The following is a 12,113-nucleotide window of genomic DNA, read 5'->3' as shown; positions in this document are numbered from 1 at the left end:
ATGGCCTTCCCTATCGGGATGGACCGAGACACCAGCCGGATGGAGAAATGCTGTAGATGGCCCTGTGGGGACAAGAAAAAAGCAGCGTCCTTGACTGGTCAGTCCTGATGCTAGACCGGCTCTTGCGCCTCACGGCTGAAGACGCTGCGGTCAAGGGGCTTGTAACGGACGACACGGGGGCCATGCGTCTTCGTCTCGCTCACGGTGAACTTCGCGGCTCTCTCGATGTCGTTGATGATCATGCGGGGATGGGTCTCCCCATCACTCCAGACCTCCAGAGCGCCGTGATAGCCTTGCTCGGTCAAGGAGCGGCAAGCGTCATGGGAGGGGTTGTAGGTCTTCGGGATGATCGTGTCACCTTCGAATGAGACTGAATAGGGTTGGCCTCTGCGGTCCAACTTCAGGGGATGGATGGTTATCTTGTGGCGGCTGGTGGTGGTCATGGATGTTCCTTGCGAGGCTGGAGGTGTCACGCTCTAGTCGGTTCTGTTCTGTCGCTGCCGTGGATGTGGATGTGGATGGTGGATAGGCTTCACCAGGACGAAAAAAAGCCCGACGCCCTGTCACGAAGACAAGGGGCCGGGGTCGATCAGGACTGGACAGAGAAGGGAGAGTGTCATCCACGAACATTCTCGACAGTCGAGTGCCCAATAGGGCGATGTTCATGGGGAGGTTAAGGTTACCTTCAGGGGATCGTTAAGGAGACTTGATGTTGAGATAAGACTTCATCATCAACAACATCAGACATCATCAACCACATAAAGATACATCGGAGAGTAACCCTGTTTTCATCAGTCATCCTCTCCTTCGCCTTTATCCCCCTATCCGTATGGTAGGGGTAATCTCCCTTGGTCTTCACGCGACGATGCCAATGCGTCGTGCCGTTTCATCAAGCCGCGCTATTCGTACAGCTTACGCATCGACCAGCCCAGCTTGCTGATCATGGATGGCGTAAGCACAATGCCAGAGCGGTTGGCCCAGACTTCCATTGTCGCGGCCGCGTTGGAGACACGGACGGTGCCGGTGATGGTGGACACCGGGGAGATGAGAAACTCGCTGTTGGGGCGAGACGGGGAAGAAGGTGGCTATTCAACAGTCAGACCAAAAGCCTTCTTCATCACCCGCGTCAGCACCTTCAGCTTTGCGTAGCTTCCCCCATAGTGCCGCTCACCAGTGCCGGGGTTCAGGTGCCCCATGATCGCGTTCTTGTCGATGGCTGATGCTTCGGCCAACGATAGCCTATCAGCCATGCCGTGACGCAAGGAATGAACCGTGTGCTTAGGCTCGCCTGTCACTTCCCGAATACGCTTCATCAGGACCGCTGAGGCTGTCGTCGGGCCGGTGGGCTTGATGTATCGGGCGAAGACGTAAGTCCCCTGTCCCGCCATCGTCAGGGCTTCCTTCGCAGCCGCCAAGGCATCACCCACAAGCGGCACGTCTCGGGTTGATGATTCGGTCTTCAGGCGTCGTTCTGGATGAGCCACGACCTTGAGATGCGGAAAGTCACCGTCCACAATAATGTCCTGAACGCGAATGCCTGTGACCTCGGCAATACGGGCACCCGTCCCGTCCAGTAGCCGCCAGAGCAACTGAACGTCCTTCTTGGCCTTGCTCAGGATGATGGCCGTGATCCTGTCTTTGATCTCATCAGGAATGGGATGGCGGCTTTCCGATGCGGCCTCGACGCTCTTGGGCAGTTCCAGCTTGCTGAACGGGTTGGTGAAACTGGCTTCCGCTTCAGTGATGTAGCAGGTGATCATCCCCTTGAGTGTGTTGAGTTCACGCTTCACGGAGGCTGGCTTGAGACCAGCAGCGATGTAGTGATCTCTGACCTTCTTGGCCGTCTCCCTTGTCCATCGGTCCAAGGTAGGCACGGGGTCAAGGGCGGCGTTCACAGCCTCGATGATACGCTCCACGCGCCTGAGTTTCTTCCTGAACTCGAAGTCTGTCCCGTCCAGTTTCTCGGCCACATAGACCCGCTTGGCATCCTCCAGTGTCGGGGCAGGCTTGGCGGGCGCGGCACCCATCAGGGCCTGAACCTTGAGAATATCGTCGGGGTTGGTGATCAGCGGGTATCCCGTCTCACGGTCTTCGGGGTATCGGGCTGCGATTCCGTCCGCTATCATCTCGCGCTGAAAGGCTTCATCCTCACTTTGAGGGCGGGCCTCCGGGTTCTCAATCCCCAAGGCCCTGATCTCGTCTATCAGTTCCTCGTACCGCTCCAGCCGCGTCCTATCGTTCGAGGATTGCTTCCGCTTCTCCCTCGCGAGCGCCTTGCTGGCGATCTCCAGTTCTCTCTCGAATGCTGCATGGATTGCCGGATAACGCTTCAGGGCTTCCGGTTTCGACTGGCCGAGCGAAGCGATCAACTCGCTCTTGCCGATGAGCGGCTTCAGTTCTGAGGGCACCCTGCGCCGGTAGCGATAGATGCCGCGTTCACCTTTCGGTTCCTGAACGTACTGCAATGCAAGTCCCATGCGTACCCTTCCATGTACCCGCGTGTGTACCCGATGTGTCGCTAAGGCAATGGAAACGTTGATTATATTCGGCTTTCCGAAGTGGAATGGCGCACCCGACAGGATTCGAACCTGTGACCTTTGGAATCGGAATCCAACACTCTATCCAGCTGAGCTACGGGTGCATGCCGCAGGAACGATGGCTCGTCCCGTCCGATGGAGGGTTCTTAGCCTAGGAACGGATCGGCTTCAATCGGCAAAATGCGAAAATCCAGAGCCATGTTCGACGGCGAGGGGACTGTAGCCGAAATGCAAAACGCCGCGCCTGGCGGACGCGGCGAATTTCTTCGGGTGAGGGGCACCTCAAGCCAGTTGCATGGCGCCGGGGCCGGGAATCGCGTTCGGCGGGCATTTTCCAAGGATGATCATGCCGAGCACCTCGTCCTTGGTCACGTCCTGCGTGCGGGCGTGGCCGACGACCTGGCCGTTTTTCATCACTGAAACACGGTCGGCGAGGTCGAAGACGTCGTGGATGTCGTGGCTGATCAGGAAGATGCCGATGCCTTCCCTCTTCAGCTGCTTGATCAGTTCGCCGACTTGCGCCGTCTCCTGGGGGCCAAGCGCTGCGGTCGGCTCGTCCATGATCAAGATGCGGGCGTCGAACAGGATCGCGCGCGCGATCGCCACCGACTGGCGCTGTCCGCCGGAAAGCGCCTTCACCGGTTCCTTGAAGCGCTGGAAGTTCGGGTTCAGGCGCCCCATCACCTCGCGGGCCTTGGCTTCCATCGCCACGTCGTCGAGCGTGCCCCATGGCGTGCGCAGTTCGCGGCCGAGATAGAGGTTGGCGGCGGCGTCGACATTGTCGGCGACGGCGAGCGTCTGGTAGATCGTCTCGATGCCGAACTTCTTGGCGTCGCGCGGGTTGTTGATCTCGGCCGTCTCGCCGTTGATCAGGATCTCGCCGGCATCGCGCCGATAGGCGCCCGAGAGGATCTTGATCAGCGTCGACTTGCCGGCGCCGTTGTGACCGAGCAAGGCCACGACTTCGCCCGGATAGAGATCGAGCGAGGCGTTGTCGACGGCGTGGATGCCGCCGAAGGAGATGGAAATGTTCTTCATTTCCACGAGCGGAGTGCGTTGTTCTGACATTGGTCGAACTCCTTCTTACTTGGCACGCGCGCGATAGATCGTGTCGAGCCAGACGGCGACGACGAGGACCACACCGACAACGATGCGCTGGAACGGGGAATCGATGCCCAGCAGCACCATGCCCGATTGCAGGGATTGCATGACGAGGGCGCCGATCATCGCGCCGGCAATCGTGCCGACGCCGCCGGCGAGCGACGTGCCGCCGATGACCGCGGCCGCAATTGTATAGAGCTCGTCGAGTTCGCCTTGCGCGTTGGTGGCGGCGTTGAGGCGTGCGGTCGAGATTGCGGCGGCGATGGCGCAGAGCATGCCCATCAGCATGAAGATCTTGACCGTGATCCAGCGCGTCTTGATGCCTGCAAGTTCGGCTGCTTCCGGATTGCCGCCGATGGCAAAAACATAGCGGCCGAAGCGCAGCCGGGTGGCGATGAAGGTCATGACGATACCGACGGCGATCGCCATCAGCACGGGAATGGCGATGCCGTGCGAAATCTGCAGGCCACCTTCCGGCCAGGCGATGCCGTTCGCGTCGGCATATTTGCGGGCGATGTTCGTCGGCCAGTAGTAGTGATTGGCAACGGCGACGGCGCCGAGCACCAGAAGGCAGCCCAGGATCGACAGGAAATACTCCGCCCAGACAGGGCGCAATGGAAAGCCGAACCGCTTGCGCTGTTTGCGGGAATTGAGGATGGCGCCAACGATGGCGATGCAGGCGAGGATGCCGACGATCCAGCTTGCCGTTGCGCCGATCGAACCTTCGGTGCCGCCGCCCATCAGGCGGAAGGTCGAGTTCATCGGTGCAACCGTCTGCCCGCTTGTGACGAACCAGGTCGCGCCACGCCAGACGAGCAGGCCACCGAGGGTGACGATAAAGGCGGGAACGTTGAGGAAGGCGACGATCGACCCCTGCAATAGGCCGATCGCTGCACCCACGGCAACACCGCAACCGAGCGTGATGATCCAGATCGCCGGATGCTCGAGGCCGAGATATTGCGGCAGGATCTTCGCCTGCATGACGCCCATGATCATACCGCAGAAGCCGAGCACCGAGCCGACCGAAAGGTCGATATTGCGGGTGACGATGATGAGCACCATGCCGGTCGCCATCACGGCGATGGACGAGGTCTGGACAGTCAGGTTCCAGAGGTTGCGCGGCGTCAGGAACAGCCCGCCCGTGAGGAACTGGAAGCCAAGCCAGATGATAGCGAGCGCGCCGACCATGCCGAGTAGGCGCGTATCGATTTCAGTGGCGCGAAAGAACCGCCTTATAGGATGCTCGTCCGCATTCCGGGCGCGATTTGCCTGGGTAGCATGTGTGATGTCGGCCATGGCGTGCCTTCCCCCACTGTCTTGTTGATTTCGCCGCGTTATTCACCTCGGTTGCCCGGCAGTGCATGCGGCAAGTCTGTTTGATGACGAGAGCAGATGAAGCTTGGCGGAACCAGATTTGAGGATGCTGGCATTGTCCGCGCGCAGCCCACCTTGTGCAAGCGCCGCAACGGAGCCGTTGCGGCGCTTGATGAGGCTCGAGATCAACGCTCGTCGGGTTCCTTACTTGCAGGCTGTAACGTCGCCGTTGACGCCCTGGCAGGCTTCGTCCTTGGAGATCCAGCCCGCATCGATGACGACGTTCAGGTTGTCCTTGGTGATCGGAAGCGGAGCAAGGAAGACCGACTGCATGGCGACGCCCTTCGGGCCACCGGAGAAGCTGGTCACGCCGGCGATTTCTTCCATCTTCTTGCCGCCGGCGAGTTCGGCTGCGATCTCCGCAGCGCGCTTGCCGAGTTCGCGCGAGTCCTTCCAGACCGACACCGTCTGGGTGCCAAGCGCGACGCGGTTTAGGGCAGCCTTGTCGGCGTCCTGGCCGGAGACCGGCACCGAGCCGGCGAGGCCCTGGGCGTCGAGGGCTGCGACTGCGCCGCCGGCCGTGCCGTCGTTTGAGGCGACGACTGCGTCGACCTTGTTGTCGCTCGCCGTCAGGAACTGTTCCATGTTCTTCTGGGCAATCTCAGGCTTCCAGCCGTCGGTGTAGGCTTCGCCGACGTTCTTGACCTTGCCGGCGTCGATCGCTTCCTTCAGCACTTCCATCTGTCCGGAGAAGAGGAAGTCAGCGTTCGGATCGGCCGAGTTGCCCTTGATGAAGACGTAGTTGCCTTCCGGCTTGACCTTGAACACTTCGCGGGCCTGCATGCGGCCGACTTCCTTGTTGTCGAAGGTGATGTAGAAGGCGGCCGGGTTCTCGATCAGGCGGTCATAGCCGACGACCGGAATGCCTTCGGCGGCGGCCTTTTCGATGGCCGGACCGATCGCGTCGGAGTCCTGCGCCAGAACGATCAGGGCGTTGGCGCCCTGGGCGATCAGGGATTCGATATCGGTTAGCTGCTTGGCGGCGGACGACTGGGCGTCAGCGGAAATGTACTTGTCGCCGGAAGCTTCGAGTGCTGCCTTGATGGCAGCTTCGTCGGTTTTCCAGCGCTCTTCCTGGAAGTTCGACCAGGAAACGCCGACGACGAGATCCTTTGCCTGAACTGCGGAATGCAGCGATACGATGACGGCAACACCGGCCATCAGCTTCAAAACGGATTTCATATTGTCCTCCCATGTGGATGCCAGTCGCCCGGGCGAACCTCCCGCCACCGTCGACGACCAGCCACGAAGCACTGCCGCAAATCCTTGCCCTCAAGCTCTCCGGGGATTTTTCTCGACAGTCGAGAAAATAAATGTCAGAAGTTTTTTGGGCTGTCAACAAGGGGGCGGAGGACTTGTAGAAGGCCGCGACTGGTGCTTTGGGAGGAGCATTCGTTGGAATCGCGCAAAGAGATCGGAGCCAATTCATGCTGACGCGATCGAGCACCGAACTGGTGCGTCAGCAGAACAGCGCGCTTGTGCTTTCGAGCCTGCGCCGCCAGGGCGCGATGTCCCACACCGAGCTGTCGGCCCAGACGGGCCTTGCGTCTGCGACCGTCTCCGCGATTACCCATGAACTCGAGCGTGCGCGGATCATCGAGAAGTGCGAGCAGCAAAGTGCAGGCGGCCGCGGGCGGCCGCGGGTACTTTTCAGCCAAAAGCGCGACTGTGGATATCTCATCACCGTGCGCATCTCCTCGGATGTCGTCCAGTACTCGCTCGCCGACTACGGCGGCACGCTGATCGACCGGTTCGAGGAGCCCCGCCAGCATGCCGATCCGTCAACCGCGCGATTCGTCCAGACGCTGCGGGAGGGGTTGAGCAAAGTGGCGCAGCGCTCCGGCCTCGACCGATCTCGCGTGCTGGTGATTTCCATCAGCAGCAAGGGAATCGTGGATCCGTTGAGCGCCCGCCTAGTCTGGTCGCCGGTCTTCGGTCTCGATCCGATCGACTTCGCCGAAGTGTTGGTGGGGGACTGGCAGGCAACTGTTACGCTCAGCAACGAAACGCTGCTCGTCGCTCAAGCGCTCGGGCTGCGGGAGGAAAAGGCTACCGGTTCTGCCCGATCACTGGCCGCTCTTTCGCTCGGACACAGTGTCGGGCTCGGGATCGCGCGGCGTGACGGGGCAGGGGAGTTGCAGATCTCCGCCCCCAACTTCGGGCATATGCTGCACGCAGCGGACGGCAAGCTCTGTCGCTGCGGCTCGCATGGCTGCATCGAAGCCTCGGCCGGCTTCTACGGCATATTGCGCACGGCCTTCGAAGTGCCGCCTGATACGATCCCGGCGAAGTTCGTGCCGCTGGCCGAAATGGATAAGATCGCTCTTCGCGCGCGCCAGGGACATCGCATGTCGGAGTACGCTTTCCGTCAGGCGGGACTGGCGCTTGGCCAGGGCCTGTCGCGCGTGTTCAGCCTCTATGAAAGCATGCCAATCGTCATGACCGGTCCGGGAACGCGTTTCATGGATTTGTTGTCGCGCGGCATCGAGGAGGGGTTGAAGCAGTCGCAGCAAACGCGCCTGCAGGGGATGCCGTCGATTTCAATCGTGTCCGAGGAGGCGACGCTCGTCTTCGAGGGGCATATCAACCGGGCGCTTTCTCAGATCGACCGCACATTGGCGGCCGAGCGGCTCAGCGGGGATGGTTCTTAGCGCTTCAGCTGGCCCGCCTGCCAAAAAATGACCGTGCAAAAAAATGACCGGGCGAGACGCCCGGCCAGTTGCTGGGAGGAAGCTGTCGTCAGCCGATCGAGATCTGCCGCTTTTCCTTCACGGATTTGAGTGCGGCGTCGGCGATTTCCAAAGCGGCCAGACCGTCTGCGCCGGAAGGCGAAAGCGGAGCACTCTTCTCGACCGAGGCGATGAAGCTCGCGATCTCGTTGGCGTAGGCTTCAGTATAGCGGGTCATGAAGAAGTCGTGCAACGGCGGACGGGTATAGCCTTCGCCGTTGGCCACCTCGATGGACACCGGCCGTTGGTTCTCGGCCGAGACCATGCCCTTGGAGCCATGCACTTCGATGCGCTGGTCGTAGCCATAGGTGGCGCGGCGGGAATTGGAGATGATCGCCTGCTTGCCGGAAGCGGTCTGCAGGATCACGGACACGCTGTCATAGTCGCCCGCTTCACCAATGGCCTTGTCCACCAGGACTGCGGCGGTGGCGGAGACCGAGACCGGGTCCTCGCCGAGCAGGAAGCGCGCCATGTCGAAGTCATGGATCGTCATGTCGCGGAAGATGCCGCCGGAGCGCATGATGTAGTCGACCGGCGGAGCACCCGGATCACGCGAGGTGATCGTGACCATCTCGACCTCGCCGATCCGGCCCTCGTCGATCGCCTTGCGCACTGCCATGAAATGCGGGTCGAAGCGGCGGTTGAAGCCGACCATGAGCTTCCCCTTCGTCTCGCCCAGGATCTTGATGCAGGCGCGCACGCGATCGACGTCGAGGTCAACCGGCTTTTCGCAGAAGATCGCCTTTCCGGCGCGCGAAAAACGCTCGATCAGGTCGGCGTGCGTATCCGTCGGCGTGCAGATGACGACGGCGTCGATGTCCTTGGCGACCTCGATCTGCTCGATCGTGCGGACGTTGCAGCCGTACTGGCTGGCGATCGCTTCGGCAGCGGCGGGAAGGGCATCGGCAACGGCAATGAGGACGGCGTCGGGATTGCCCGTCACTGCCTTGGCGTGAACCTTGCCGATGCGGCCTGCGCCGAGAAGACCAAACCTGACAGTCATGTTCCTTACTCTCAATTAGCCGGCCAAAGCGCCGGGCGAGGGGCGGGGAGCGCGCCTACCCGCATTGCGCCCGCGCCGCCGCGGGTGTGAAACGGAACGCGGTTACCGCATTTACAAATGAGCGGAATGCGTAGACCGAATTTGATTTTTGTTGGAATTTTTATTCCATTTGACGGCTCGGCCGTCAAGCGAATTCATGTGGCGCTCGTCCCGGTCGCAGCCGTTTCCTTTCGCTGAAAAACGCCTTAAGAACATGTCGGCCAGAGGAGAGCTGCCCCGTGAAATTCATCGACCCAGACCATCCGTTCTATCGCCCGCTTTGGGTACGGTTGCTGCTGGTCGGTCTGTGTGCCGCCTGGACGGCGATCGAATACTACAACGGCCAGCAGACATGGGGGCTGATCTTTCTCGTCGTCACCGCCTATGCCTTCGCGCAGCTTCTGCTGTTCTACAAGCCCTCTGCTCCTGCCGAGAAGGCACCGGAAGAAGACGGCCAGAAGTAACCTAGCCCTTTAGCCCGAGCGCTTCTTCCGCTTGCATCCGCCGCAGCGTCTCGTCGAGCAGCATGTTGGCGATCATCATCCGGCGTGTCGCGTTGGATCTCAATTCCGCCGGAACACCGTCGGGATGATTGATGCGGGCAAACGCGCGCCGGAGCGCCAAGAGTTGGGCGCGAGTTTCCTTACCAGTCAGCCCGAGATCGGCGGCCACTTCCTCCGGTGCGGTTCGCAGGAGGTGTGACGGAGTGGCGGGGGGAGCGGCAGGCGCTGGATCGCGCTCTTCCTGTGCGCCGTCGCCAAAGATATCGCGGTAAGCCGCAGCAGCGTAAGCCGCTGAGCTCGAACCCATGCCGTCGCCGAATATGGTGAAGGGCGCCGACGGGTTCCGGTGGATTCCGGACAGGCGCTCCCCATTGTCCGATGGCGTGCCGGCCTCTTCCGCCTCCGCCCGCAGGCGTTCCAGCACGCTTTCAAAGACACTCTTGCCGAACACAGTTCCTCCTCAACGGTCAGCGCGGTCGGGAAAGAGCATCCGGGCGCGCTGCAGAATCAGATCATAGAACAGCTTTGCGCTTGGCGGCAGCGCCCGGCCTTTCACCGAGATGAGACTGTACGGCTTGATGTCGATGTCGAAGTCGGTGTTCAGGATGCGCACCTCACTTGGCCCGCCACCGTTTTCCGTGACGAATTCGGCCATGTCGCGGGCGATCGGCGCGATCGCGTTGGAGGAGCAGACGAGTGCAACCGTCAGCAGCAGGGAGGCTGTGTTGACGACCGTCGTCGGCAGCGGCACGTCGCCGGCGATGAACAACTCCTCGACGCGGCGACGCAGGAGCGTGCCGGGTGGCTGGAACACCCAGTCATATGATGGCAGGTCTGAAAGCGACACGACCGGCTTTTCTGCCAGCGGATGACCGCGGCGGGTGATCAGGCAGGCCTTCTCGATGCCGATTTCCTGGACATTGAATAGACGCGGATCGAGGTCGTCGGGCACGCGGGCGATGATGAAGTCATGCTTGGCTGACAGGAGTTCGCGGGCGAGCACATTGCTCGTCTCGATGCGGACATTGACCTCGATGCCCGGGTAGGCGGCGCTGACCTGCTGGATGGCGGGCACGGCGAGGCTGATCGCCGGTGCCGTTACGGTGCCAAGAAACACTGTTCCCCCGGCGCCGGATTTCAGCGCGGTGATCTCCCGGTCGACCTCGTGCAGCTCGAGCAGGATGGTTCGCGCGCGACGCGCGAAGGCCCGGCCGAATTGCGTCAGTTCCACCCCGCGCGAAGCGCGTTCGCAAAGCTGTGCCTTCAGTATTCCCTCCATTTCGGTCAGCATCCGCGAGGCCGCCGGCTGGGAGATGTTGAGCGCTGCGGCAGCAGCGCTGATCTGCTTGTGGTCGTCGATCGCCACGATCATGCGCAGATGATTGAGCTTCAGGCCGGAGCGGAGAAGTCCGAGGCCAAGCTGCTCTTCGCTCGGTTTTTCCGGCAACGGCGTGTCGATGAATTCGATGTCATGCACTTGGAACGCGAGCCTTCCATAAAAATCATATCATTTGGTTTGTTTATACCATTTCAGGTATGCCAATAGAAGTTTATTGTATTTGACAGTTATGGCAATTCGGTGGATTTTGCCTCCAGGTGCGCTCGTGCCCAAGGGAGTGTGAGGCCGGGAGGGGTTATTCCTTTTCCTCCGTTGGAGACCGTCGTCTGCGACAGCGGGCAACGAAGCACTGATCGCGGTCTGGACGCATGGTCGGGCCGGGCAATTTAGGGAGAGACTTGCCAATGAAATTGATCACCTCGCTTCTCGCCGCTGCTGCCATCAGCGTGGCGTCCTTCGCCATGCCCGCCTTCGCGCAGGACAAGGGCACTGTCGGTATCTCGATGCCGACCAAGACGTCGACCCGCTGGATTTCCGACGGCGAGACCATGGAAAAGCTGTTCAAGGAAGCCGGCTACACCCCGGACCTGCAGTTTGCTGACGACGACATTCCGAACCAGTTGGCCCAGATCGAGAATATGGTCACCAAGGGCGCCAAGGTCCTGGTCATCGGCGCCATCGACGGCACGACGCTTTCCGACATCCTTGCCAAGGCACATGACGCCGGCGTCAAGGTCATCGCCTACGACCGCCTGATCCGCGACTCGGGCAATGTCGACTACTACTCCACCTTCGACAACTTCCAGGTCGGTGTCCTGCAGGCAACCAGCCTCGTCGACGGCCTGAAGGCGAAGTTCGGGGACGTCAAGCCGTGGAACGTCGAGCTCTTCGGCGGTTCGCCGGACGACAACAACGCCTTCTTCTTCTATGACGGCGCCATGTCGGTTCTGCAGCCGCTCATCGACAGCGGCGACATCGTCGTCAAGTCCGGCCAGCAGGGCATGGATCAGGTCGGGACGCTGCGTTGGGATGGTGCGGTTGCCCAGGCCCGCATGGAAAACCTGCTGTCCTCGACCTACACTGATGCACAGGTCAACGGCGTGCTTTCGCCCTATGACGGTCTCTCGATCGGTATCCTTTCGGCGCTGAAGGGCGTCGGCTACGGCTCGGGCGATCAGAAGATGCCGGTCGTGACCGGCCAGGACGCGGAGCTGCCGTCGGTCAAGTCGATCCTCGCGGACGAACAGTACTCGACCGTCTTCAAGGACACCCGCGAACTCGCCAAGGTCACTGTCGGCATGGTCAACGCCCTCATGGACGGCAAGGAGCCGGAAGTGAACGACACCAAGACCTATGACAACGGCGTCAAGGTCGTGCCGTCCTACCTGCTGAAGCCGGTTGCCGCCGACAAGTCCAACGTCAAGGACATCCTGGTCAGCTCCGGCTACTACACGGAAGACCAGATCAACAACTGATCGGACTGCTCAA

Annotated in this window: 11 protein-coding genes and 1 tRNA gene; 3 read left to right on the top strand and 9 right to left on the bottom strand. The window is 61.0% G+C overall.

Annotated features, from left to right (window positions below; all coding sequences use genetic code 11):
* Positions 1-110: 110 nt before the first annotated feature.
* From IB238_RS11230 to xylF, 6 genes are all read right to left on the bottom strand, one after another.
* Positions 111-443, bottom strand: coding sequence for a hypothetical protein (locus IB238_RS11230; protein ID WP_192246218.1), 333 nt, complete (start codon positions 441-443; stop codon positions 111-113).
* 642 nt (positions 444-1,085) lie between these two features.
* Complete coding sequence (locus IB238_RS11225; RefSeq protein ID WP_192246216.1) at positions 1,086-2,477, bottom strand: tyrosine-type recombinase/integrase; 1,392 nt, start codon at positions 2,475-2,477, stop codon at positions 1,086-1,088.
* 87 nt (positions 2,478-2,564) lie between these two features.
* Positions 2,565-2,641, bottom strand: a tRNA-Arg gene (locus IB238_RS11220).
* Between the two features lie 178 nt (positions 2,642-2,819).
* A complete protein-coding gene (locus IB238_RS11215) occupies positions 2,820-3,605 on the bottom strand; it encodes an ATP-binding cassette domain-containing protein (protein WP_192246214.1) in 786 nt (261 codons plus the stop codon).
* Between the two features lie 15 nt (positions 3,606-3,620).
* The gene (locus tag IB238_RS11210; RefSeq protein WP_192246212.1) at positions 3,621-4,934 is read right to left on the bottom strand and encodes a sugar ABC transporter permease; all 1,314 of its coding nucleotides are present in this window, start codon (positions 4,932-4,934) and stop codon (positions 3,621-3,623) included.
* A 222-nt stretch (positions 4,935-5,156) separates the two neighbouring features.
* On the bottom strand, positions 5,157-6,194 hold the full coding sequence (gene xylF / locus IB238_RS11205) for a D-xylose ABC transporter substrate-binding protein (RefSeq protein ID WP_192246210.1): 1,038 nt from the start codon (positions 6,192-6,194) through the stop codon (positions 5,157-5,159).
* 245 nt (positions 6,195-6,439) lie between these two features.
* Between xylF and IB238_RS11200 the strand changes: the two genes are divergently transcribed.
* Positions 6,440-7,663, top strand: a complete 1,224-nt coding sequence (locus IB238_RS11200; protein ID WP_192246208.1) for an ROK family transcriptional regulator — start codon at positions 6,440-6,442, stop codon at positions 7,661-7,663.
* 88 nt (positions 7,664-7,751) lie between these two features.
* Here IB238_RS11200 and iolG read toward each other — a convergent pair whose 3' ends face one another.
* Positions 7,752-8,744 carry an inositol 2-dehydrogenase gene (gene iolG / locus IB238_RS11195; protein ID WP_192246206.1) on the bottom strand — a complete coding sequence of 331 codons (993 nt, stop codon included), beginning with the start codon at positions 8,742-8,744 and terminating at the stop codon, positions 7,752-7,754.
* A gap of 278 nt (positions 8,745-9,022) precedes the next feature.
* Between iolG and IB238_RS11190 the strand changes: the two genes are divergently transcribed.
* Entirely contained in the window at positions 9,023-9,247 is a 225-nt protein-coding gene (locus IB238_RS11190) for a hypothetical protein (RefSeq protein ID WP_192246204.1), read from the top strand.
* Position 9,248: 1 nt separating this feature from the next.
* Here the strand turns inward: IB238_RS11190 and IB238_RS11185 are convergent, their stop codons facing one another.
* Positions 9,249-9,737: a hypothetical protein gene (locus tag IB238_RS11185; protein WP_192246203.1), complete on the bottom strand. Its 489-nt coding sequence runs from the start codon at positions 9,735-9,737 to the stop codon at positions 9,249-9,251.
* A gap of 9 nt (positions 9,738-9,746) precedes the next feature.
* Positions 9,747-10,754, bottom strand: coding sequence for a LysR family transcriptional regulator (locus tag IB238_RS11180; protein ID WP_348648252.1), 1,008 nt, complete (start codon positions 10,752-10,754; stop codon positions 9,747-9,749).
* A gap of 275 nt (positions 10,755-11,029) precedes the next feature.
* Between IB238_RS11180 and chvE the strand changes: the two genes are divergently transcribed.
* Positions 11,030-12,100, top strand: coding sequence for a multiple monosaccharide ABC transporter substrate-binding protein (gene chvE / locus IB238_RS11175; protein ID WP_192246201.1), 1,071 nt, complete (start codon positions 11,030-11,032; stop codon positions 12,098-12,100).
* The last annotated feature ends 13 nt before the right edge of the window (positions 12,101-12,113 follow it).

Origin of the sequence: Rhizobium sp. ARZ01, from assembly GCF_014851675.1 — a bacterium.
Lineage (GTDB): Bacteria > Pseudomonadota > Alphaproteobacteria > Rhizobiales > Rhizobiaceae > Mycoplana.
This window is presented reverse-complemented; position numbering and strand designations above follow the sequence as displayed.